The organism is Bacillus sp. CCNWLW194 (genome assembly GCF_037120585.1).
In the GTDB taxonomy this organism is placed as follows: Bacteria; Bacillota; Bacilli; order Bacillales; family Bacillaceae_G; genus Bacillus_A; species Bacillus_A basilensis.
This window is the reverse complement of record NZ_JBBBBL010000002.1, coordinates 528444-552212: the sequence shown is the minus strand read 5'-3', so window position 1 is coordinate 552212 and position 23769 is coordinate 528444. Positions and strand designations below refer to the sequence as shown.

Here is a 23769-nt window from a genome sequence, read left to right as displayed (position 1 = left end):
ACTTACTCCTTTCGGAAATTGCCCGGTATGTGTTGAATAAAAGAGAGGAAGGCTTTATCGATATCATGTTTCATTGCTTGAATAATGATATCTCGTAAATAATCTGGATCTGTTGAAATCCCTTCATATGATTGCGCTTGTGATAAATAATAAGGAAGTCTATGCTCCATCTGTTTTTTTATGTCATCAACCATCATTTGTCGGTACATTTCATCGAGCGGTGTTCTCTCTTCTTGTTCGAAATGGAGAATTCGATTATATGCTTCTTCATCTAAGTAACGATGCATTTCTTGAAGGATTCCTTGGTAAAAATCTGGATTGGTGTCAGTTTCAGGATTGACCTTCAAAGTTTCTGTATCAACTTGAAAATCCTCAATTTGTTGTCCTTTGGCTGAAAACGGGTTTAAACCAATATTTAAAGTACCATTTAAATTTTCTACTTTTAATTGATCGAATTTGTATTCCACTTTTCCTATAGAAGAGGAGGGGCGATTTTTTAATTCGTTAAGCTCTTCTTGGAGTTGGCGCACTTGATCTTCCAAATTCAGGATGGCTGCTTGTTGTGTTTGAAGAGCTTGCTGAAGTTGGTGTAAGTAAGTATATATATCTTGATTCATTTGTGAAACCTCCTTTTCAATAGGGAGGGTAAATATATTCCTGCTATATATTTATGACAAGGATGTCTTAAGAAGAACTAGTTGATGGTTTGATAGAAATAATTTGTCCTTTCGACTGTAATGGGCGAAGAGGCTCTGTAAATCCGCCAGTATTTGAGAATTTAGATAGAGCTTTAATACTTCCAGCAGTACCAATTTGGAATACGGAAGAGGTTGTAATACTATCAATTTTAATGCTATTGATGATAATGCTTTGGTTTACATAAAAGTTCAACACAATCGCCTCCTTTAAGTTGAACCAATTATCGCTTGATCAACGATATCTGAATCATTAACAGTCGTTGCGCTTTGATAATTGTAGACAGAAACGTTATCTCCAACGTTAAAAGAGCCGGCCCCGGCGAAAGCACGTGAATAACTAATAGGCCTAATTGCAAATACATCCCCAATATGAAAAATACCACTTGATCCAATATTGACGATACGAATATGTCCGACCATAGCTGGCATACAAAACACCCTTCGTTTTTAAAATTTTCTTTTCTACTATTGTATGGGCGTTTTCAATAAAATGTGTATTTTTTTGAAATAAAAGAAACACACACGTTATTGCGTGTGTGTATCGAGTGTTTGATTAGTGTTAAAATCCGTATGTACATGCCAAATTGCATTTAAGAGCCTGTCCAGTTCTTGGCTACAATCTACTGTTTTTTGAGAAGTCATTCCATAGCGTTCAGCAAAATAAATCATTTTTTCACGTTTTTTTTCAATCGCTTGCTCAAACATTGAAATCGGCTCCATCTCTAAATGAAATTTTTAGTATATATGTAGTACATATTATACAAAAATCCCATAAAAAAGAAACGTCTTCGCTAAAAAAAGTAAAATTTCTACATTTTATGCCAAATGATAAAGGAGTAACGAATAGAATATGCGAAGAATATTGTAAAAATTAGCGTGCATGAGAAGGTTTTTTTCTTGCAGATGCGAATACAATTAAAAGGTATGAGTTTTAGGATGGAGAGTGGAAATATTGCGTTTGGTAACGGCGAAAAAAGAAGAAAAGGTATTTGTAGGTATTGTAGATGAAGAGAGAGAAAAGGTATTGCACTTAAGGGAAGCGCAAAGGCAAAAGGGAGAAAAGGTTACAATCCCTATTACAATGTTAGAGTGTATTGAAAGAGGAACCGAATGTTTTGAAAAAATATGTGATATTGTAAATTGGGCGAAGGAAAATGAAGGAACGGCGTATTATCCGTTAACTGAGGTGAAAATATTAGCACCCATTCCAAGGCCAAGGAAGAATATTCTTTGTGTTGGAAAAAATTATCGTGAGCATGCGATAGAAATGGGCGGAGTAGAGTCAATTCCAGAAAATATAATGATCTTTACGAAAGCGCCAACGACAGTTATTGGAATGGATGAAAAAATTAATAGTCATCCTCACGCAACAAATGAACTAGACTATGAAGGCGAACTAGCTATCATCATTGGTAAGCGAGGGAAACAAATAAAAAAAGAAAAAGCGCTTGAGCATGTTTTTGGTTATACCATTATAAATGATATAACTGCTCGCGACATTCAAAGGAAGCATAAACAATTTTTCCTCGGAAAAAGTTTCGATACATTTTGTCCGATGGGACCGTATTTAATTCATAAATCAATGGTTAGTGAGCCGAATGCGTTACACATTGAAACGATAGTAAATGGGGAAGTAAGACAAACTTCAAATACAAATAAAATGATTTTTTCAATAGAAGAAATTATTTCAACGATAAGTAAAGGAATGACGTTAGAACCAGGAGATATTATCGCAACAGGAACGCCGGCTGGTGTCGGAAAAGGTTTCACACCACCGAAGTTTTTGCATGCTGGTGATGAAGTGGTCATTACAGTAGAAGGAATTGGTACTTTGCGAAATATAGTGAAATGAAAAAAAGAGCTATCTTATCGAAGATAGCTTTTTTTATGGTCTTGGGTTATAGAGATAATCGATAACGGAAAAAGTGTAAAGACCAATAAATGCAAGCGTGCAAATGCCCAATAGTATAACCGTAAGTGCGCTTTTTTCTCGGCCAAATCCAATAATAGTAAGAATAACAGCAGTCCAAAATGATGCTTTCAGTAGTGTGAATGTAGTAGAAGTTAAGTAGTGACTAAGCAAAGTTGTGGAAAGTAGGAAGCCAAAGAATGTAACTAAAATAAAAGACGTAGCTAAATAGTTAATATGTTTGCCATATCTTAATAACAATATATCGTACCTCCTTTACAGAATGTAAATACAAAAAATTACAATTTTATTTTAGTATAAATCAATATAAAAATAAAGAGGTTGTCCTAACATGTAGGACAACCTCTTTATTATTACGATAATACCGCTTTAATTTTTTGGAATGCCCACTCTAAATCTTCTTCAGAGATTACTAGAGGTGGTGCGATACGAATTACGTTTTCGTGTGTTTCTTTACATAAAAGACCAGCTGCTTTTAGTTGTTCACAGTAAGGACGAGCTGGCTCGTTTAATTCGATACCGATGAATAAACCTTTACCGCGAACTTCAGTGATCATTGGGTTATCAATTTCTTTTAATTGCCCAACTAATTTTTCACCTAATTGAAGAGAACGCTCTGTTAATTTTTCTTCTTCTAACACTTCAAGAGCTGCGATAGAAACAGCACATGCAAGTGGGTTACCACCGAATGTAGAACCGTGAGAACCTGGCTCAAATACGCCTAAAATGTCGCGGTTTGCTGCTACGCAAGAGATTGGGAATACGCCGCCACCAAGAGCTTTACCAAGTATGTACATATCAGGAGTTATACCGTCCCAGTCACAAGCAAATACTTTACCAGTACGGCCTAAGCCTGTTTGGATTTCATCTGCTACGAATAAAACGTTTTCTTTTTTACATACTGCAAGAGCTTCTTTTAAGAAACCGGCTGGTGGGATATTAATTCCTGCTTCACCTTGGATTGGTTCTAAAATGAATGCAGCTGTGTTTGGTGTAATAGCAGCTTTTAATGCTTCTAAATCACCGTAAGGAATTACGATAATGCCAGGAAGCATTGGGCCGAATCCACGCTTGTACTCTTCGTTTGAAGACATAGAAACAGCACCCATTGTACGTCCGTGGAAGTTATCTTCACAAACGATGATTTCAGCACGGTTTGCTTCTACTTTCTTCACGTCATAAGCCCAGCGGCGAGCTGTTTTAATTGCAGTTTCAACAGCTTCTGCACCTGTATTCATTGGAAGTACCATTTCTTTATTAGTTAGTTTCGCAACTTTTTCGTACCAAGGACCTAATTGATCGCTATGGAAAGCACGAGAAGTTAACGTAACACGATTAGCTTGGTCAATTAAAGCGTTAATGATTTTTGGGTGACGATGACCTTGGTTTACTGCAGAATATGCACTTAATAAGTCCATATAACGGTTTCCTTCAGGATCTTCTACCCAAACGCCTTCTGCTTTAGAAATAACGATTGGAAGTGGGTGATAGTTATTTGCTCCGTATGTGTCTGTAAGTTCGATAATATCCTTAGTTTGAATCATGATTGTTCCCCCTTTTGTTATTACAAGAAGTTTGTAAATACTCTAAATATTATATCATTTAAATGTAAAAAAGCGAAACATTTCCTGAAAATAAATGAACATGTTATCATATAGAGTGAAAAAGTGTGAAAAGAGGAGGTAAGGGATACGATGGTACATATGCATATTACAGCATGGGCGTTAGGTTTAATTTTATTCTTTGTGGCGTATTCACTTTATTCAGCAGGGAGAAAAGGGAAAGGTGTACATATGGGGCTTCGCCTAATGTACATTATCATTATTGTGACAGGCTTCATGTTGTACATGAGTATTGTAAAGACAGCAACAGGTAGCATGCACATGTGGTATGGCTTAAAAATGTTAGCTGGTATTTTAGTTATCGGTGGTATGGAAATGGTTCTTGTGAAAATGAGCAAAAACAAACCAACAGGGGCGGTTTGGGGCTTATTTATTGTCGCGCTAGTAGCGGTATTATACTTAGGACTAAAATTACCGATTGGCTGGTACGTATTCAAATAAAAATAAAACCACCTTATAATCTCAAATGTTTGGGAGATAAGGTGGTTTTTATTTTTATGTCGCATCAATATGCAACTCTTCTCCGTTTACTTTCGTAAAACGAAACATATTTTTATTTGACGTAGCGTGACGAACGAAATGGTGCTGCAGTGTACAAATCATTTCTTCATTATCGAACAATAGAATATTTACTCCTGCACGTGCTTCCTCTTTCGGTAAGAAAGATAAATAATTATGACAATACATGCAATCATATAAAGAGTAGTGAAGTGATTGCAATGCCTCTGTTAATAAGGCAAAGACAGAGTCAGGTAATTCTTCAAGCCATTCTGTATAGCTAAGAAGTAATTTTTTACGAATACGTATCATTTCACCATTTTGCAAATGGTGCTGTTCGTTGGCGATTTGTAATATATCTTGTTCATAGAAACGAGCTGGTAGCCAGTTGTTGTTATATAAAATCTCAAATCCATCTTCGGCAATATCTTCTAATAAAAATGCTTCCTCATTTTCGTCATCAAAGAATATCCATTCATTGTTTATATATTCTACATTACCGACTGTATGAGCGCGGGGCTGGTTATATAAAATATGTTTACGTTGTATCATACATGATTTCTCCTTTATGAAAAGTAGTTATTCCTGTTATAGACAGTTCGTGCATTCTTTATAACTAGACACATCTAGACATAGGTGGGCATACAATAAAACACGTTTTACTGAGTGAAAATGCTATTCCATATGTGGATAGTAGGTTATCGTCAAGTTTGTCATTTTTTTGATCCGCACTTTTAGAGTGGGGATTACTGCACGTTCAGGAAAAGTAATAAGATGGAAGGATGATTTATATGTGCGGGATTACAGGATGGGTGGATTATAAACGCTCATTAGAAGGAGAAAGGGCCACCGTTACGAAGATGGCTGAGACGTTAGCGAAGCGTGGCCCAGATGATAATAAAGTTTGGATTAAAGGCAATGTCGCATTTGGGCATAAACGGTTAATCGTTGTTGATCCTGAGGGTGGTAAACAGCCGATGACTTGTTTAAAAGACGAAACGAATTATGCAATTTGTTATAATGGCGAACTGTATAACACGGAAGATATTCGAAAGGAACTCTTAAGAAGAGGATATACGTTCAAAGGTCATTCTGATACGGAAGTACTATTAGCATCGTATATTGAATGGAAAGAAGAATGTGTCGATCATTTAAACGGTATATATGCGTTTGCGGTATGGGATGAACAGAAAGAACAAGTATTTATTGCACGAGATCGATTAGGTGTAAAACCGCTATTTTATAAATACGATAGTGGACGATTACTATTTGGTTCAGAGTTAAAAGCGATATTAGCACATCCAGATGTAAAGGCAGAAGTAACGTTAGAAGGTTTATCAGAAGTATTCGGTCTCGGACCATCCAGAACACCAGGTCATGGTATTTATGCTGGTATAAAAGAATTACGTCCAGGTCATGCGATGACATTTTCAAAGAACGGTTTATGTATATGGAGATATTGGAATGTGGAAAGTAAAAAGCATGAAGACTCCTTTGAAGAAACAGTAGAGAAAACACGCTTTTTATTACAAGATGCGATTACAAGGCAGCTCGTTTCTGATGTACCACTGTGCACTTTTCTATCAGGTGGTGTAGACTCGAGCGCGATTACAGCAATTGCTGCGAAAGAATACGCAAGATCAGGAAAAGGTCAATTACACACGTATTCGGTTGATTACGAAGATAATGACAAATACTTTAAAGCAAATACGTTTCAGCCAAATTCAGATGCACCATTTATTAATTTGATGACTGAAACGTTTCAAACAATTCATCATCGCTGCGTCATTTCAAATGAACAATTAGCACAGTATTTAACAGAAGCAGTACTCGTTCGTGATTTACCTGGTATGGCAGATATTGATTCGTCATTATTATGGTTTTGCCGCGAAATTAAACAAGATTTTGTCGTCGGTTTATCTGGGGAATGTGCAGACGAAATATTTGGTGGATATCCGTGGTTTTATAGAGAAGATGATTTACAATCGAGTGTATTTCCGTGGATGCGTTCTACAGAAGCGCGTGAACAATTGCTAAAGAAAGAATGGAGAAATAAATTAAATTTACAACAATATGTACAACAGCGCTATGAAGAATCCATTCAAGAAGTTCCTATTTTAGAGGGAGAAAGCCCAATTGAAGCAAAAAGAAGACAATTATTTTATTTAAATATGGTATGGTTTATGACAACATTATTAGACAGAAAAGACCGTATGAGTATGGGTGCAAGTTTAGAAGTACGCGTTCCATTTGCGGATCACCGACTTGTCGAATATGCGTGGAATATTCCTTGGGAAATGAAAATGTATAAAAACCGCGAAAAAGGTCTATTGCGTAAAGCGTTAGAAGGGTTACTTCCAAATGACATCTTATATAGAAAGAAGAGCCCGTATCCGAAAACACATAATCCACACTACACAAAAGCAGTAACAGTATGGCTACAAGATTTATTAACAGATAAAGGCTCGATTTTACACGAACTATTCGATAAGGAACAGCTGAGTGGATTAATTGAGTCAGGCGGCAGTGCATTTCAAACGCCTTGGTTTGGTCAATTAATGACTGGGCCGCAACTTTTAGCTCATTTAGCGCAAATTCATGTTTGGTTTAAAGAATACGGGGTAAATATTAAAGAATAGGAGAAAAGCGACTTACATTTATGTAAGTCGCTTTTTATTAAATGAATTGTCATATAAAATTTAAAATCATATTAGAAATAATACTTATTTATAATAATTATTTTGACGTACTTATTATTAGTTGTTATAATTGGAAACAAATGTTCTTGAAAAAGATTCTCATTTATAAAATTGAGGTGTTATATAGATGACAAAGAAAAAAATAGGTTTACTCGTAATGGCGTATGGGACGCCAGAATCATTAGATGATGTAGAAGCGTATTACACACATATTCGCCATGGGCGTAAGCCATCTGAAGAAGCACTCCAAGATTTAATTAGTCGCTATAAAGCAATTGGCGGAATTTCACCACTTGCAAAAATTACGAAAGAGCAAGCGCATAAATTAACAGATGCAATGAATAACATATTTACAGAGTATGAATTTACTTGTTACTTAGGCTTAAAACATGTTGCTCCATTTATAGAAGATGCTGTAGAAGAGATGAAGCGCGATGGAATTGGGCAGGCAATTAGTATCGTATTAGCGCCGCATTATTCTACTTTTAGCATTAAAGCGTATAATGACCGTGCTATTCGTCTTTCAAAAGAAATCGGTGGGCCTGTTATTGAACCAATTGAACAATGGTATGATGAACCGAAATTTATTTTGTATTGGGCAAATCAAATAAAAGAGACGTTTACTAATATTGTAGATAAAGAGAAGACTGTCGTAATTTTTTCTGCACATAGTTTACCAGAAAAAATTATTGCAGCAGGTGATCCTTATGTGGAGCAATTGCAGCATACAGCGGATTTGATTGCAGCAGCTGCAAACATTCAAAACTATACAATTGGTTGGCAAAGTGCCGGAAATACTCCAGATCCATGGATTGGACCAGATGTGCAAGATTTAACAAAAGATTTATATAAAGAGCATGGATATGAATCTTTCATATATTGTCCAGTTGGCTTTGTGGCAGAGCATTTAGAGGTTTTATATGACAACGATTATGAATGTAAAGTTGTAACGGATGAACTAAATGCCAAATATTTTAGACCAAATATGCCGAATGCACAATCTGTTTTTATCGAATGCTTAGCTGAAATTGTTTCCAAAAAAATGAAGGAAATAGTTGACAAAGATTTAGTTTTGAATAATAATTAGTTTATAATAATTATAAATAAATAGTAATTACTACGAAATAAAGAGGAGGATCCCCCCTAGATGAATCCAAATAATCGCTTAACAACAAACCAAGGTGCTCCAGTTGGAGATAACCAAAATTCTCGCACAGCTGGTCGCCGTGGACCGGTATTATTAGAAGACTATCATTTGGTAGAAAAACTGGCTCACTTTGATCGTGAACGTATTCCAGAGCGCGTGGTGCATGCGCGTGGTGCAGGTGCTCACGGTGTATTCGTAACGAAAAATAGCATGAAGCAATATACAAAGGCAGCATTTTTACAAAATGAAGGAACTGAAACACCTGTATTCGTTCGTTTCTCGACGGTTATTCATGGTCAAGGTTCTCCGGAAACAGCTCGTGATCCACGCGGGTTCGCTGTTAAATTTTATACAGAAGAAGGAAATTACGATATCGTAGGTAACCATTTACCAGTTTTCTTCATTCGTGATGCAATTAAATTCCCTGATATGGTGCATTCTTTAAAACCGGCACCTGATACAAATATTCAAACGCCAGATCGTTACTGGGATTTCATGACGTTAAGTCCAGAATCTACACATATGATGACATGGGTGTTTTCTGATTATGGTACACCAGCAAGCTATCGTGAAATGGAAGGTTTCGGTGTCCATTCATTCAAATGGATTAATGCAGAAGGCAAAATCGTTTATATTAAATACCACTGGAAACCGCAGCAAGATGTACGTAATTTAAGTGCGAAGGAAGTGCAAGAAGTACAAGGAAAAGACTTCAACCATGCAACTCGCGATTTATTCGATGCAATTGAAAAAGGAAATTATCCGAAGTGGGATTTACACGTACAAGTGATGCAACTAGAAGAAACGGATTCTTTAGATTTCGATCCATTAGATCCAACGAAAGTATGGCCAGAAGATCGCTTCCCATTAATTGAAGTAGGGACAATGACGTTAAATCGTAATCCGAAAAACTTCTTTGCGGAAGTAGAACAAGTCGCGTTCTCTCCAAGCGCAACTGTAAATGGCATTGAACCATCTGAAGATAAATTATTACAAGGTCGTTTATTCTCTTACCCAGATACACAGCGTTACCGTCTTGGGGCAAACTACTTACAAATTCCTGTGAATTGCCCATACGCAGCTGTTCATAACCAACAACGTGATGGTGCGATGCAAATGAATCAAAACCCATCTACAATCAACTATGAACCGAGTCGTCATACTGAAAATCCAGTTGAAGACCCAACTTACCGCGATTCAACTATGAAAGTAGAAGGCTATGTATCTCGTGAAAAAATTGACAAACCAAATGACTTCAAGCAAGCAGGTGAGCGTTACCGTTCATTCTCTAAAGAAGAGCAAGCAAACTTAATTGCAAACTTAACAAATGACTTAAAAGACGTAAATGAACGTACGAAATTACTAGCTGTTTGTAACTTCTTCCGTGCAGATCAAGAGTACGGTATGCGTTTGGCGCAAGCGTTAAATGTTGATATTACGCAATATGTAGGAAATGCTCCGAAATAAATAGGGAAAGACGACCGGATTTCGGTCGTCTTTTTTGTGTGTAAAGTTACTCGGGGGTATTTTACGTTTAGGTCATGTCAGAATTTGTTGGTAAATCGATATCCTGTGTCGAAACGTCGATATATTGGAAGAATCGCTGATATATTTAAAAAATCGTCGATATATCCAAATAATCGCTGATATATTCACGAATATATCAACTAGGGTATGCCGCCGACAAGTCTAATAAAAAGAGATACAATCTACTACTAATAGATTGCATCTCTTTTTTAGTTTACTCGCTCTGTATACTCATAAGCCTTCTCGCCGTGCATCGAAATATCAAGCCCCATATGTTCCTCGTGCTCATCGACGCGAACAGGGAGGAAGAAGTTAATTGCTTTAATAATGGCGTACGTCATTATGATTGTAAATGCATAGGTTGCTCCAATTGCTACAAGTTGTTTAAAAAGTAAAGTAGCGTTTCCGTAAAATAATCCATTAGCACCATCGCCGTTTACAGTAGTAGTTGCGAATAGTCCTGTCGCAATACCGCCCCAAGTTCCTCCAATGCCATGGCATCCAAAAGCATCAAGTGTATCGTCGTATCCGAATTTTGTTTTTAAGAAAAAGACCGCTCCGAAGCATAATATACCGCCGATTGCTCCGATAAGAAGGGCGGAGAAAGGTGTAACGAACCCGCAAGCTGGTGTAATTGCGACTAGACCGGAAACAACTCCGCAAGCAGCTCCCATCGCAGTTGGTTTTGATTGGAAGAACCATTCTGAAAGCATCCAAGTTAATGCTGAGGCAGCGGCGGCTATATTTGTATTAATAAATGCAGTTAAAGCTACGTCGTTTAAAGATAATGCGCTTCCGACGTTAAAGCCGAACCAACCGAACCATAGTAAGCCAGCACCAAGCATCGTAAATGGTAAATGATGAGGAGATGGACCGTTTATATTTTTTCGTTTTCCGAGGAAAATAGCTAATACAAGACCAGCCACACCAGATGTGATATGAACGACGTTACCACCAGCGAAGTCTAACGCGCCAAGTTCTCTTAGCCATCCGCCAACACCCCATACCCAATGAGCAACAGGATTGTAAACGATCGTTGTCCATAGAAGGATGAAAATAAGGAAAGCTGAAAATCGCATTCTCTCGGCGAATGCACCTGAAATTAAAGCTGGAGTTAAAATGGCGAACATGAGTTGAAACATCATAAATAAATTGTGAGGAATAGTAGATGAGTAGTCTGGATTTGGTGCGTAAGTAACTTCGTTTAAAGCGAACCAATCGAGTGTACCGATAAGTCCGTGCCAATCTGGTCCGAATGATAAAGAATAACCAATTACAATCCACTGAATTGAAACGATAGCCATTGCACTATAACTATGCATTGTTGTACTGAGTACATTTTTACTGCGAACCATGCCCCCGTAAAAAAGTGCCAATCCTGGTGTCATTAACATGACCATTACTGTCGCTACAAACATAAAAACCGTATCTCCCGTATTCATTCTCTCTCCTCCTATAATGTTAGAAAAAATAACATCAATTTGTTATGTTTCATATCATATTCGAAATAAATATAAAAATCAACTAAAAATTCAGAAAAATTTATACTTCATGTTATAAAATCTAACATGAAGTATTTTGAGGAGAAAGAAATCAACATATGCGATTTGTTCGGATAATTGGTATAATATTCTTACAATTAAAAAATATGGGGGATGCGTGTGGGAAAAATACGGACTAGGAAACTATTCATTTGTTTTTGTTTAGCTGTCGTCTTATTTGTACCAATACATACGTTTGCAGACGAAAAAAGAGAGTGGAGAGACGAAGTTATATATTCCATTATGATTGATCGCTTTAATAATGGAGAACCTAAAAATGACAAACAGTTAGAAGTTGGAAATTTAGAAGGATATCAGGGTGGAGATATAAGAGGGATTATCAAGAGACTAGATTACATAAAAGAAATGGGATTTACCACTGTTATGCTTTCACCCCTTTTTGAAAGTGGAAAGTACGATGGGTTAGACGTGCGCAATTTTCAAAAGGTAAATGAACATTTCGGAACAGAAAATGATGTGAAAGAACTTGTAAAAGAAGCTCATGCAAGGGGAATGAAAGTTATATTTCAATTTCCGCTTAGAGAAAACGAACAACAAGTAATCGACTCGATGAAATGGTGGATCAAAGAAGCCGATTTAGATGCAAGTTATGTAATGCATAGTGAAAAAAAGTCACCTGCTTTCTGGGATGGCGTGCAAAAAGATATGCAAGTGATAAAGAAAGATTTTCGTGTTATGACAAAAGAAGATATTGAATACAACGAAAAAATAGTAGAATCGTTTTCCAAAGTGGACGTATCGGTAAAATCTTTATATGATGTGAGTAAAAAAGACGAGGAATTCGTTACATTTTTAGATAATCAAGATACAAAAAGATTTGCTCGTATTGCAAAAGAGAATATGAATTATCCACCATCTCGTTTGAAACTAGCTCTTACATATGTATTAACATCACCAGGTATTCCGAATTTTTATTACGGAACTGAAATCGCATTAGATGGAGGGGATACTCCAGATAATAGACGGTTAATGGATTTCAAATCAGATGAAAAATTTATGCAGCACATAACGAAACTTGGTGAACTTAGACAAACGAGACCATCTCTAAGGCGTGGTACGTTTGAACTTTTATATGATAAAGATGGAATGAGTATACTGAAACGGAAGTATAAAGATGAAGTGACATTAGTAGCGATTAATAATACGAAAGAAACACAAAAGGTTGCTTTACCTGTAAGTGTGATTGGTGAAAAACAAGAGTTAAAAGGATTGTTAGAAGATGAAATTATAAGAGAAGAAAAAGGAAAGTTTTATCTCGTTTTAAAGCGCGAAGAATCAAATGTGTATAAAGTTAATGAAGAAACAGGTGTGAATTGGTTATTTATCTCTTTAATCGTCGGTGTGAACGTATTGTTTATTGCTTTTTTAATTGTGGTTAAAGAGAGACGGAAATAAGGGAACATTCTCTTTTGTGTGCAATTAAAAGTGCGTGATGAGGTGAGATGTTTGAGGGGAAAGAAGTTGTTCGCTATATGTTTGAGTCTTCTTATCGTATTCGTAATTCTGTATTTCTGGGACAACGGTGACGATGGGGAATTTGTTCGGTGGGGCGATAGTGTTCATTCTGTTGACACAGCAATTCTGAAGAGAAATAATATTAAATACAAAATCGAAAATGATAAAGTATACATTCCTGAAAAATCATTTGATAAAGCGATATGGTGTTGCTCTTAATAAATCTAAAAACTTCTCTAATGAGAGAAGTTTTCCAGGTTAGGGAGAAAGTCTTCTTCCTAGCCAGTTTTTTTGTCAACACCGATAGGAAAAGAGAAGGGGAGGCTTCTTATAGTGGGAGGAAAAGACCTTTGGAATAAACAATCGTTGCAACTATATTAATTTTACATTACATTAAAATTTAGAGAATACTCTTATACTAATACAGTACTAAATAGTAGGAGGAAAGATGGAATTTTACGATTTGGGTATTACCATTAAAGAACTCAGAATTAAAAAAAATATATCACAATCCGAATTATGTCATGGAATATGTTCACAAAGTCAAATTAGCAAGATCGAAAAAGGTGTGATTTATCCATCTAGCATATTGTTATATCAATTATCAGAAAGACTTGGTATTGATCCAAATAATATATTTGCACTAACTCAAAACAAAAAATTCAAATATATAGAAAATGTAAAATGCGTAATGAAGGATTGCATAAGACAACATCAATATAAAGAGCTTTATGAAATAGTAACAAAAGAAAAAAACTTAAATAATTTTCGAATAAAAGAAGATAAACAATTTCTAATATGGCATGAAGCAATTGCTATATATCGTGTGAATAACTCAATAAAAACGGCTTTAACTCTTTTAAATAATGCATTAAAAATAACTGTAACGAATATTGATTTTTTAACAGAGAGAGAAATAGATATTATGCAGACAATGGCTATATTTCATGCAGAAAATAAAGAATATAAAGAGAGTATCAATATATTAAAAAGATGTTTAAATAATTTTAATAAGTTAGATTTTCCTAGAGATAAAGAAATTAAATTGAAAATCATTTATAATTTAGCAAAATGTTTAAGTTACACATATCAATATGAAGAAGCAAAAAAATACATTGATAAGGGTATCAAATTAGCTATTAATCTAAATACTTTATACTTATTGGGTGAACTATACTATGAAAAAGGTTCGAATTTATTAAAGCTTAAACAATCTAATAAAGAAAAAGTTGCCAATAACATGAAAAAAGCGTTATTTATATTTGAATTAACAAAAAACGAAAAAAAATTACAAATAATTAAAGAAGAATATTTCGAAAAACATAATTGCTAAATAAATACTTATAGTACAATAAAACCCACAGGAAAAGTTCCTGTAGGTTTTACACTTATAAACCTCTTAATATTTTTTATAAACTTGATTCTAAAATATTATTACTTAATATGAATTTTTGAATGAAAGTTTACTTAACGTACTTTCTATTTTGAAATCTGCATCCTTATTAACACTTTATACTTCTTTTCCTTCCATATTAAAATTAAGATGGTTCAAGTAAGAGGAAGGCAACTTAAAGTGTCTTTTTTATGACCTTTATCATCAACTATTTAGTGTTTCTTTAAATTATTACATAACATAGGTTTTTTGTACCAAGCTTTGTGAATGCAATTAGATTTATCCTTTAGTGTAGTCATATTATTAGAACATCCTTTAATATTTAGAGAGAATATAGCCAATAAAAAACATAATATTAATTTCTTCAAATAACCACTTCTAACTCTTTTATAATTAACTTTTTTCACAAAATAAGATCCCTTATTAATTTTACATTACATTGAAGGGTGGAAAATATTCTTATACTCATAAATTGTTACGCTTAATTAGGGAGAGAGATTTTGGTTTATGGAGGTAGTTGTGGTGACTTTGGTTTAGGATTCAATTGATAAGGAAAGTGATTCAAGTTGAAGGGAAACGTCCTAAGAAGTCTTTTCCTTGCGGTCACCTGTAAGATATTCGTATGAATAGACTCTGTTCGCTCAGCAATTTTCACCGCAAATACCCGCTTGACCTTGTCATATTGTTCCTACATGACAAAAAGAAAAACTCCTCTAATTAGAGGAGTTTTTCTTTTTAGCGGTAGTTAATAAATTGTACGTCAATCGGTAAATCAGCGCTGCGAACTGCTGCGATAACTGCTTGTAAGTCATCACGGCTTTTCGCTGTTACACGTACTTGATCATCTTGTACTTGTGTTTTTACTTTTAATTTCATTTCTTTAATGATGTTGTTAATTTTTTTTGCATTATCTTTATCGATACCTTGTTGAAGTGTTGCGCGTTGGCGAACTGTGTTACCAGTAGCAGCCTCAACTTTTCCGTAATCTAAGTTCTTAATTGGAACGTTACGCTTTACAAGTTTAGAAATTAGAACGTCTTTTACTTGGTCTAATTTGAACTCGTCATCAGAAGTTAAAACAAGTACTTCTTTTTCTAATTTAATATCACTTTTACTTCCTTTAAAGTCATATCGGTTTTGGATTTCTTTTAATGCGATGTTAATTGCGTTTGTTACTTCAGGTAATTCTACTTTCGAAACGATGTCAAAAGAACTGTCTTTTGCCATAGTTAGCACCTCCAAATAAATTTCTAATCTTTTTATGTACTGTACATACTAAAGTATAGCTGAAAACGAGCTTAGACTTAAGTGTTTTCATACTTATAATGATGTAACCTCATTTTATTATAGTGAATTTTAGGCAGTTGGACAAATAAAGAAAGAATCGTGTTATAATTAACTTTTGTTTGGAATGATAAAAAAGATAATTTTATATATATAGAAGGGAATTAAAAAATATGTATTTGCAAATAGGATCGATTGAACAGGTAACTGTTTTACGCGAAACGGAAATCGGATATATGGTTGGGAATGAAGAAGAAGAAATTTTCCTACATAAAAACGAAGTAGCTGGAGAAATCGCAGAAGGCGATACGATTGATGTATTCTTATACCTTGATCACCAAAATCGTGTTTCAGCAACAATGAAGGAGCCGCTTATTACAACTTTTGATTGGAACTGGGTAAAGGTTGTAGAAGTTATTCCTAGTTTAGGTGTGTTTGTTGATATTGGTGTATCAAAAGATATACTAATCCCAGCTGATGAGTTCCCGATTTATATGCCAGTATGGCCAGAGGTTGGAGACGAATTATATTGTACGTTAAAATTAACGAATCGTGATCGCCTTATCGCTCTTCCGGCAAGAGACAGTGATATGCAAGAAATTATCGTAGATGCGACGCCATCTATGCGTAATAAAAACGTAAATGGACGTGTGTATCGTTCGCTTCAAGTTGGTTCATTCATACTAACGGATGAGCATTTCCGTGCTTTCTTACACCACACAGAAAGAAAAGAACAAGTCCGCATCGGTGAGCGTGTAACGGGCCGTATTATTGACGTGAAAGATGACGGTACAATTAACATTTCACTTCTTCCTCGTAAAGAAGAAGGAATGGAAGATGACGCTGCTGTAATTTATGCATATATGGAAGAACGAGGCGGAGCAATGCCGTTTTGGGATAAGAGCCACCCAGAAGATATTAAAGAACGTTTCAATATGAGTAAAGCTGCATTTAAGCGTGCACTTGGTAAGTTGATGAAGGAAGAAAAGGTTTACCAAGAAGAAGGTTGGACGTACTTTAAGAAATAAAGTAAATAAAAAGCACCACCTTATATTTGTAAAATATAAGGTGGTGCTTTTTTAATTTCCTTGCTCATGTGCAAGAGTAAACGTATCTTCCAACTCACTATCGTTTATTTTAATATTTGCCTTTTTTAATTCTTGTTGTAATAATTTTTGACCAAATGTAGGATCGGCAATACGTTCTGCTTCTAAGTTTTTGCGGATGGAGTCTTTCACTTCATCGTAAGGTTTTAAATCTTTTTTACCAGTTAGTTTAATAATGTGATAGCCATTTGGTGATTTGACGGAATCGCTAATTTGACCAATTTTTAGTTTGTAGGCAGCTGTTTCAAATTCAGGTGTCATTGTACCTGAATTGAAGTATCCGAGGTCTCCGCCTTTCTCTTTTGATAGTAGATCTTGTGATTCTTGTTTTGCTAATTCTTCGAATGAAGCACCAGCATCTAGTTTTTTCTTTATTTCTTTCGCTTCATTTTCGTCACTTACTAAAATGTGACTCGCTTTAATTTCTGGTTTATAGTGATTTTTCACGTCTTTTTCTGTAACACTTTTCTTAATTGCTTCATTCATAGCAAGTTTGAACTTAATTTGATTTTTGAAATCAGCTTCATCTTTTAAACGATTGTTTTCTAATACTGCTGTGAATTGATCGCCGTATTGATTTTTCGCTTTTTGTACTTCTTTATCCACATCATCATCAGATACTTTATATTTTTTCGTAATAACGTCTTGTGCCATCATTTCGTATAGCATGTCTTTTCCGTAACGATCTTTCAACTGCTTTTCGAAGTCGCTCTTCGTAATGGTTGAGTCTGTTGCTGTAGCGACTGTAGCTGAACTATTTTTTTGTCCGCAAGCAGCTAGCATTAATATACTTATTAGTGCAGTAATAATGAAAATGTGTTTCCCTCTCACGCTAACACCTCATCCGAATATGTTATCGCTATTGTAGAATATAGAAGTGAACATGAAGTGAATTTTTAATGTTTTTTTCCTGTAAAATGTAAAAAAAGTACACCGACAATATGTCGGTGTACGATGGAATTAAAGGTGATCGGTCTTTTTGGAATAGGCACGCTTACCTTGCTCTATATTCTTTTGTTCTTGTTCATTTTTTTGTGCGCGTTTTGCATTATTATCGCGTGCTTTTTTGTCGTTATCACTCGTATGTGGCATATGTATCAACTCCATTTCTAAACGTTGTACGTTTATCATTTCCTTTTTCGTAAAGACTATGTATAGTGGTGCATTCATGAATAATAAAGGTGGATTAGAAATGGATTTGAAGTTGAATTATACCGAACTTATAAAGAAGTTAATCGTTGTAATCATTGCAGGTTTATTAAATGCGATTGGAATGAATTTATTTTTAACACCAGCGAAAGTGTACGCGAGTGGTTTTGCTGGATTGTCTCAATTATTATCACAAATACTAGGAGATTTTTTATCTATTCATATATCTACAGGAGTATTGTTTAGCTTATTTAATATTCCTGTCGTTATTTTAGCGTGGAAAAAGGTTGGGAAAGCTTTTACGTTTTTTAGTTTTTTGTGCGTTATATTTATGACGTTGTTTTTAGAAATTATCCCAGTTCGAGCTGTTTCGAATGATATCATCTTGAATGCAATTTTTGGAGGGCTTATTTCGGCAATTGGAGTAGGGATTGCGTTAAAGTGGGGGGCTTCTACAGGTGGTTTAGATATTATCGCCATGATTTTATCCAAAATAAAAGATAAGCCTGTCGGTACGTATTTTTTCTTCTTTAATGCACTGATCATTATTGCTGCTGGCTATGTGTATGGGTGGGAAAAAGCATTATATACTTTGGTGACTTTGTATGTGTCAACGCGAATCATCGATGCGATTCATACGCGGCATGTGAAGATTACAGCATTAATTGTTACGAAGAATGGGGTAGATGTAAGAAAGGCAATTCACTCACGCTTAGTGAGGGGGATTACAACTATACCGGCAACAGGTGCTTATACAAATGAAAATAAGGAAATGTTAATGATTGTTATTACGCGTTACGAACTGTATGAATTAGAGAGGGTTATTAAGCAAGTGGACCCAGGTGCATTTACAAACGTACTGCAAACTGTTGGGGTGTTTGGACTGTTCCGAAAAGATTAAAGAGGACCAAAGCTGGTCCTCTTTTTTAATGTAAATTCGTAATATTTTGCAACTGCTCCTGCATTTCGCGTAGCTGAACTTTTTCAGCTGTTGAAGAGTTTGCGTAAGCAGAGTGCAAAGCGTTTTTGGCTCTGTATACGAGATCTTGTTGCTCAGCACCGCTTGAACAAGATACGGCATTTGCAACAGCATCTCTAGCTTGTTGGAATAGTAAGTTCCCCATTTAGACCCCTCCAAAAGAAGAGTTGCTTCTCGCTTTTTCTGCCTCAGCTAATGTACCACGGTACGGGAATCTTGCATCATGCTTCATAACAGCATCGGCTCCTTGTTGGATAAAACGTTTTGATTTGTTCTTTTTACCCATTCGAAAAACCCCCTTTATTTAGCTGAAAACAATCGACGCGCTGACTTTTGCGTCTAATCATAGTATGAGCGTTTGGCGAGAAACTATAAGTAGGGAATTTTTAGATTACAACCCAAGAACCTCTTCTAAATATAGTGCAATACCATCTTCTTCGTTCGTTAACGTCGTATGGTTTGCGAGTGATTTTAATTCAGGAATTGCATTCCCCATTGCGATGCCGTGACCAGCAAATTCAATCATTTCAAAGTCGTTATCTTCATCACCGAAAGCAATAATTCGTTCTTGTGGAATGTTGTAATGACTAGAAATTTTTTGTAATCCGACAGCTTTATTTAACCCACTTTTTACAATTTCAATAATCGGCCAAGGTGCGCCCCATTTTCTATGGTCAATTACTTCAGCATGCATATCAGTTAAGTGTTGACGAATTGCACTGGAATGCTCGTCATGTGCGTCTATTAATAAGCAAGTTGGATGATCGTTTAAAATATTTAATAAGTCTCCTGTAAAAATCTTTGGAGAACCGAATTCGAAAATATGTTTTTTATCTTCATCAATTTCACGAACATACACATCGTCCATTACTTCAGCGTATATATTTTTTACGCCAAAATCAAAGCAAGCTCGGACAATTTCTTGGGCTGTTGCTAGCTCAAGAGGAGAGTGATGTGTTCCCCACTTTGAATCAAGAGGGTGATGTACGTAAGCGCCATTAAAGTTTACGATTGGTGTATTAAGACCAAGTTCTTTATAGTAATCATAACTAGCGCGGAAGGGACGTCCTGTTGAAATAACGACAATATGTCCTTGTTCCTTTGCTTTTGCAATTGTATATTTCGTTCGAGTGGAAATTATTTTGTTGTCTGTTAATAATGTGCCGTCTAAGTCTAATGCGATTAAATGTTGTTTGTTCATAATTTCACCTCTTATAATAATTTTTTGTTTTTATCTGTATTTCCGTTTTTAATATGCAGAAATAAGAGGTTAGACTGGGTGAGATCACTAAAGATGGAAAGTTCACTATATATCCATCTTACGTCGCAAAGTGCTGCGGTGTCTACTATTTCTCGCTGGAAATTAAGAAAAGTCAACATCTTTTTAGAAAGTTCAAACAATGTTTCTTTCATTATGTATAAATTGTGAAAAGGGTTACATTGCTCGTATGATGATGCTTATAATGAACATGTAATCTTCTCGTATATGTTTGACTCTCCTTTGAAACTGGCCTATAGTAGGTTGGTTTCTTTTTTTCTACAAATAGGAAGGGAATCCCTGCTTTAAGCTTGTGTCATTCATGTATATGTACAAGAACGAAATGTAGTACTTGTTTCCTAAACATGACAGAAAAGCTTTCTTTTAAAATGGATATACTAATGAGGCAAAGACGTCATGGAAGGAGAATGGAAATGGGACAAAATCGCAGGTTTCGTTCTGGACAAAAAGCGCCGAATGATGGCATTTACGTAGAAATTGGTGAAACGGGAAGTATGGTGAAAGATCCGCAAATGGTAAAGTTAACTGCCGGTGACAAGTTTCCAGATAATACGAATCATAACCGTCAGTGGACATATAAAAGAAAACCGTAACAGAAGCCGCAATCGTTATTGCGGCTTTTTTGTCATCACACATTATAATTTCATTTACCGTATATTTTTCAGTCGTATCATGCATGCTCCCTTTTTCTTTTTCCAATAATAAGTTTGAAAATACATAATCAAAATTATTGTATAAAAAAGTCAGTTGGCGTATAATCAAATCAAAGGTCAAAGAAAGTCAAACATTTGGAGGACTGTAAAGATGGACTTAAATCAAATGACAACAAAAACACAAGAGGCGATTATGAGTGCCCAATCTTTAGCGGTATCTCATCATCATCAAGAAGTAGATACTGTTCATCTCTTGTTTACATTATTAGAAGAGCAAGATGGGTTAGCAGTACGTATTTTTCAAAAAATGAATGTCGATATAGAAGCGTTAAAACAAGGCGCCGAAAGTTTAATTAAGAAAAAGCCTTCTGTAACGGGAAGCGGTGCAGAAGCAGGCAAATTATATATAACAGGTGCTCTGCAACAACTACTTGTAAGAGCAGGAAAAGAAGCAGAGAAATTACAAGATGACTATATTTCAGTCGAGCATGTATTGCTTGCTTTTTCTGAAGAAAAAGGCGATATAAACCAATTATTCACAAGATTTCATATTACGAAAAATAACTTATTACAGTCTTTAATGACAGTTCGGGGGAATCAAAGAGTGACTAGTCAAAATCCAGAAGCAACTTATGAAGCGTTAGAAAAATATGGTCGTGATTTGGTGGCGGAAGTAAGAGCGGGGAAAATTGACCCTGTTATCGGGCGTGATAGTGAAATTCGCCGCGTCATTCGTATCCTTTCACGTAAAACGAAAAATAACCCGGTTTTAATTGGTGAGCCAGGTGTTGGTAAAACAGCAATCGTTGAAGGATTAGCGCAGCGTATTGTGAAAAAGGACGTACCGGAAGGATTAAAAGATAGAACAATCTTTGCGTTAGATATGAGTGCACTTGTAGCTGGCGCGAAATTCCGCGGTGAGTTTGAAGAGCGTCTGCAAGCTGTATTAAATGAAATTAAAAAGAGTGAAGGCCGCATTTTATTATTCATTGATGAACTGCACACAATCGTCGGCGCTGGTAAAACAGAAGGCGCAATGGACGCAGGGAATATGTTAAAACCAATGCTTGCGCGTGGTGAACTGCATTGTATCGGGGCGACAACACTAGATGAATATCGCAAATATATTGAGAAAGATCCAGCGCTAGAAAGACGTTTCCAACAAGTATTAGCAGAAGAACCAACTGTTGAAGATACAATTTCCATTTTACGTGGTTTAAAAGAGCGTTTTGAAATTTATCACGGTGTAAATATTCATGACCGCGCGATTGTAGCAGCATCTGTTTTATCAGATCGATATATTTCAGATCGATTCTTACCAGATAAAGCGATTGACCTTGTTGATGAAGCATGCGCAACAATTCGTACGGAAATTGATTCTATGCCAACAGAATTAGATGAAGTAACGCGCCGCATTATGCAGTTAGAAATTGAGGAAGCAGCTCTTGGAAAAGAAAAGGACTTTGGTAGTCAAGAACGTCTAAAAATATTGCAACGTGAATTATCGGATTTAAAAGAAATTGCAAGTGGTATGAGAGCGAAATGGGAGAAAGAAAAAGAAGATATTCACAAAGTTCGTGACTTACGTGAACATTTGGAGCGTCTGCGCCGTGAATTAGAAGAAGCAGAAGGTAACTACGATTTAAATAAAGCAGCGGAACTTCGTCACGGGAGAATCCCTGCTATCGAAAAAGAGTTAAAAGAAGCAGAAGAAATGGGCGCGCATAATAAACAAGAAAATCGTTTATTACGTGAGGAAGTAAGTGAAGAAGAGATTGCTGATATTGTTTCACGCTGGACTGGTATTCCTGTCGCAAAACTCGTTGAAGGTGAACGCGAGAAATTATTACGCCTAGAGCAAATTCTATCAGAGCGTGTAATCGGACAAGAGGAAGCGGTAAGCTTAGTATCAGATGCAGTTCTTCGTGCGCGTGCTGGTATTAAAGACCCGAACCGTCCAATTGGTTCCTTCATCTTCTTAGGACCGACTGGTGTTGGTAAAACAGAACTTGCAAAAACATTAGCGCAGTCTTTATTCGATAGTGAAGAGCAAATGATTCGTATTGATATGTCTGAGTATATGGAGAAACACGCTGTGTCACGCTTAATTGGTGCACCTCCTGGATATGTTGGATATGAAGAGGGTGGTCAATTAACAGAAGCAGTAAGACGTAAACCGTATTCCGTTATTTTGTTAGATGAAATTGAAAAAGCACATCCAGAAGTATTCAACATTTTATTACAAATGTTAGATGATGGACGCATTACAGATTCACAGGGTCGTACAGTAGACTTTAAAAACACGGTTATTATTATGACTTCAAACATTGGATCTGCTCATTTATTAGATGGTTTAGAAGCAGATGGCTCAATTAAAGAGGAATCAAGAGAACTTGTTATGGGACAATTAAGAGGGCATTTCCGACCAGAGTTTTTAAATCGTGTCGATGAAATTATTTTATTCAAGCCTCTTACAGCGAATGAAATTAAAGGTATTGTTGATAAAATTGTAAAAGAATTACAAGGTCGTTTAGATGATCGTCACATTACGGTAGAATTAACAGATGCTGCGAAAGAGTTTGTTGTAGAAGCTGGTTTTGATCCGATGTACGGAGCTCGTCCGTTAAAACGATATGTACAGCGTCAAGTTGAGACAAAATTAGCACGAGAATTAATTGCAGGAACGATTACTGACAATAGTCATGTAGTTGTTGATGTAGCAAATAATGAGTTAGTCGTTTATGTGAAGTAAAATAAAAAAGAGTTCGGATAAAATCCGGACTCTTTT

Annotated in this window: 26 protein-coding genes; 12 read left to right on the top strand and 14 right to left on the bottom strand. The window is 35.8% G+C overall.

Annotated elements, in window-relative coordinates; all coding sequences use genetic code 11:
* Window positions 1–2 precede the first annotated feature (2 nt).
* The 4 genes from gerPC to V7S50_RS06280 all read right to left on the bottom strand — a co-directional run bounded on the left by gerPC (window position 3) and on the right by V7S50_RS06280 (window position 1403).
* Entirely contained in the window at window positions 3–617 is a 615-nt protein-coding gene (gerPC, locus tag V7S50_RS06295) for a spore germination protein GerPC (RefSeq protein WP_242250958.1), read from the bottom strand.
* 67 nt (window positions 618–684) lie between these two features.
* Window positions 685–891, bottom strand: coding sequence for a spore germination protein GerPB (gerPB, locus tag V7S50_RS06290; RefSeq protein ID WP_063224639.1), 207 nt, complete (start codon window positions 889–891; stop codon window positions 685–687).
* A 14-nt stretch (window positions 892–905) separates the two neighbouring features.
* Window positions 906–1127: a spore germination protein GerPA gene (gene gerPA / locus V7S50_RS06285; RefSeq protein WP_001111186.1), complete on the bottom strand. Its 222-nt coding sequence runs from the start codon at window positions 1125–1127 to the stop codon at window positions 906–908.
* Between the two features lie 96 nt (window positions 1128–1223).
* A complete protein-coding gene (locus V7S50_RS06280) occupies window positions 1224–1403 on the bottom strand; it encodes an aspartyl-phosphate phosphatase Spo0E family protein (protein WP_063224638.1) in 180 nt (59 codons plus the stop codon).
* 247 nt (window positions 1404–1650) lie between these two features.
* On the opposite strand from V7S50_RS06280, the gene V7S50_RS06275 reads away from it, so the two are divergent.
* Window positions 1651–2550, top strand: a complete 900-nt coding sequence (locus V7S50_RS06275) for a fumarylacetoacetate hydrolase family protein (RefSeq protein ID WP_063224637.1) — start codon at window positions 1651–1653, stop codon at window positions 2548–2550.
* A gap of 33 nt (window positions 2551–2583) precedes the next feature.
* Here the strand turns inward: V7S50_RS06275 and V7S50_RS06270 are convergent, their stop codons facing one another.
* Window positions 2584–2868, bottom strand: a complete 285-nt coding sequence (locus tag V7S50_RS06270; protein ID WP_063224636.1) for a hypothetical protein — start codon at window positions 2866–2868, stop codon at window positions 2584–2586.
* Window positions 2869–2981: 113 nt separating this feature from the next.
* Window positions 2982–4172: an ornithine aminotransferase gene (gene rocD, locus V7S50_RS06265; protein ID WP_063224635.1), complete on the bottom strand. Its 1191-nt coding sequence runs from the start codon at window positions 4170–4172 to the stop codon at window positions 2982–2984.
* A 150-nt stretch (window positions 4173–4322) separates the two neighbouring features.
* Between rocD and V7S50_RS06260 the strand changes: the two genes are divergently transcribed.
* A complete protein-coding gene (locus tag V7S50_RS06260; RefSeq protein WP_242250960.1) occupies window positions 4323–4691 on the top strand; it encodes a YisL family protein in 369 nt (122 codons plus the stop codon).
* A gap of 54 nt (window positions 4692–4745) precedes the next feature.
* Here V7S50_RS06260 and V7S50_RS06255 read toward each other — a convergent pair whose 3' ends face one another.
* Complete coding sequence (locus tag V7S50_RS06255; protein ID WP_242250961.1) at window positions 4746–5300, bottom strand: DUF2777 domain-containing protein; 555 nt, start codon at window positions 5298–5300, stop codon at window positions 4746–4748.
* 239 nt (window positions 5301–5539) lie between these two features.
* On the opposite strand from V7S50_RS06255, the gene asnB reads away from it, so the two are divergent.
* From asnB to katB, 3 genes are all read left to right on the top strand, one after another.
* A complete protein-coding gene (gene asnB / locus V7S50_RS06250) occupies window positions 5540–7387 on the top strand; it encodes an asparagine synthase (glutamine-hydrolyzing) (RefSeq protein ID WP_242250962.1) in 1848 nt (615 codons plus the stop codon).
* Window positions 7388–7574: 187 nt separating this feature from the next.
* Window positions 7575–8534, top strand: a complete 960-nt coding sequence (gene hemH / locus V7S50_RS06245; protein ID WP_242250963.1) for a ferrochelatase — start codon at window positions 7575–7577, stop codon at window positions 8532–8534.
* A gap of 60 nt (window positions 8535–8594) precedes the next feature.
* Window positions 8595–10061, top strand: a complete 1467-nt coding sequence (gene katB / locus V7S50_RS06240; RefSeq protein WP_063224631.1) for a catalase KatB — start codon at window positions 8595–8597, stop codon at window positions 10059–10061.
* Window positions 10062–10330: 269 nt separating this feature from the next.
* On the opposite strand, the gene V7S50_RS06235 is transcribed toward katB, so the two are convergent.
* Window positions 10331–11563 (bottom strand): ammonium transporter, encoded by a 1233-nt coding sequence (locus V7S50_RS06235; RefSeq protein WP_098556340.1) that lies wholly within the window; start codon window positions 11561–11563, stop codon window positions 10331–10333.
* A 213-nt stretch (window positions 11564–11776) separates the two neighbouring features.
* Here V7S50_RS06235 and V7S50_RS06230 point away from each other — a divergent pair, with 213 nt between their 5' ends.
* The 3 genes from V7S50_RS06230 to V7S50_RS06220 all read left to right on the top strand — a co-directional run bounded on the left by V7S50_RS06230 (window position 11777) and on the right by V7S50_RS06220 (window position 14471).
* Window positions 11777–13078 (top strand): alpha-amylase family glycosyl hydrolase, encoded by a 1302-nt coding sequence (locus tag V7S50_RS06230; protein WP_242250964.1) that lies wholly within the window; start codon window positions 11777–11779, stop codon window positions 13076–13078.
* 51 nt (window positions 13079–13129) lie between these two features.
* The gene (locus tag V7S50_RS06225) at window positions 13130–13357 is read left to right on the top strand and encodes a hypothetical protein (RefSeq protein WP_242251897.1); all 228 of its coding nucleotides are present in this window, start codon (window positions 13130–13132) and stop codon (window positions 13355–13357) included.
* Window positions 13358–13586: 229 nt separating this feature from the next.
* Complete coding sequence (locus tag V7S50_RS06220) at window positions 13587–14471, top strand: helix-turn-helix domain-containing protein (RefSeq protein ID WP_242250965.1); 885 nt, start codon at window positions 13587–13589, stop codon at window positions 14469–14471.
* Window positions 14472–15266: 795 nt separating this feature from the next.
* On the opposite strand, the gene V7S50_RS06215 is transcribed toward V7S50_RS06220, so the two are convergent.
* Window positions 15267–15758: a YajQ family cyclic di-GMP-binding protein gene (locus tag V7S50_RS06215; RefSeq protein WP_001040146.1), complete on the bottom strand. Its 492-nt coding sequence runs from the start codon at window positions 15756–15758 to the stop codon at window positions 15267–15269.
* A 230-nt stretch (window positions 15759–15988) separates the two neighbouring features.
* On the opposite strand from V7S50_RS06215, the gene V7S50_RS06210 reads away from it, so the two are divergent.
* On the top strand, window positions 15989–16843 hold the full coding sequence (locus V7S50_RS06210; protein ID WP_063224626.1) for a CvfB family protein: 855 nt from the start codon (window positions 15989–15991) through the stop codon (window positions 16841–16843).
* Window positions 16844–16894: 51 nt separating this feature from the next.
* Here V7S50_RS06210 and prsA read toward each other — a convergent pair whose 3' ends face one another.
* Together prsA and V7S50_RS06200 are read right to left on the bottom strand one after the other, a co-directional pair.
* The gene (gene prsA / locus V7S50_RS06205) at window positions 16895–17752 is read right to left on the bottom strand and encodes a peptidylprolyl isomerase PrsA (protein ID WP_063224625.1); all 858 of its coding nucleotides are present in this window, start codon (window positions 17750–17752) and stop codon (window positions 16895–16897) included.
* A 129-nt stretch (window positions 17753–17881) separates the two neighbouring features.
* Window positions 17882–18013, bottom strand: a complete 132-nt coding sequence (locus V7S50_RS06200) for a DUF3941 domain-containing protein (RefSeq protein ID WP_001120845.1) — start codon at window positions 18011–18013, stop codon at window positions 17882–17884.
* Window positions 18014–18113: 100 nt separating this feature from the next.
* Here V7S50_RS06200 and V7S50_RS06195 point away from each other — a divergent pair, with 100 nt between their 5' ends.
* Window positions 18114–18971: a YitT family protein gene (locus V7S50_RS06195; protein WP_242251899.1), complete on the top strand. Its 858-nt coding sequence runs from the start codon at window positions 18114–18116 to the stop codon at window positions 18969–18971.
* A gap of 25 nt (window positions 18972–18996) precedes the next feature.
* On the opposite strand, the gene V7S50_RS06190 is transcribed toward V7S50_RS06195, so the two are convergent.
* The 3 genes from V7S50_RS06190 to V7S50_RS06180 form a co-directional block, all read right to left on the bottom strand.
* The gene (locus V7S50_RS06190; RefSeq protein WP_000527393.1) at window positions 18997–19194 is read right to left on the bottom strand and encodes a DUF3813 domain-containing protein; all 198 of its coding nucleotides are present in this window, start codon (window positions 19192–19194) and stop codon (window positions 18997–18999) included.
* Window positions 19195–19335, bottom strand: a complete 141-nt coding sequence (locus V7S50_RS06185) for a hypothetical protein (protein ID WP_000516816.1) — start codon at window positions 19333–19335, stop codon at window positions 19195–19197.
* A 105-nt stretch (window positions 19336–19440) separates the two neighbouring features.
* Window positions 19441–20250: a Cof-type HAD-IIB family hydrolase gene (locus V7S50_RS06180; protein WP_063224624.1), complete on the bottom strand. Its 810-nt coding sequence runs from the start codon at window positions 20248–20250 to the stop codon at window positions 19441–19443.
* 491 nt (window positions 20251–20741) lie between these two features.
* Here V7S50_RS06180 and V7S50_RS06175 point away from each other — a divergent pair, with 491 nt between their 5' ends.
* Together V7S50_RS06175 and clpB are read left to right on the top strand one after the other, a co-directional pair.
* Window positions 20742–20921 carry a YjzC family protein gene (locus V7S50_RS06175; protein WP_000531418.1) on the top strand — a complete coding sequence of 60 codons (180 nt, stop codon included), beginning with the start codon at window positions 20742–20744 and terminating at the stop codon, window positions 20919–20921.
* Window positions 20922–21132: 211 nt separating this feature from the next.
* Complete coding sequence (gene clpB / locus V7S50_RS06170) at window positions 21133–23733, top strand: ATP-dependent chaperone ClpB (RefSeq protein WP_336375980.1); 2601 nt, start codon at window positions 21133–21135, stop codon at window positions 23731–23733.
* Window positions 23734–23769 lie beyond the last annotated feature (36 nt).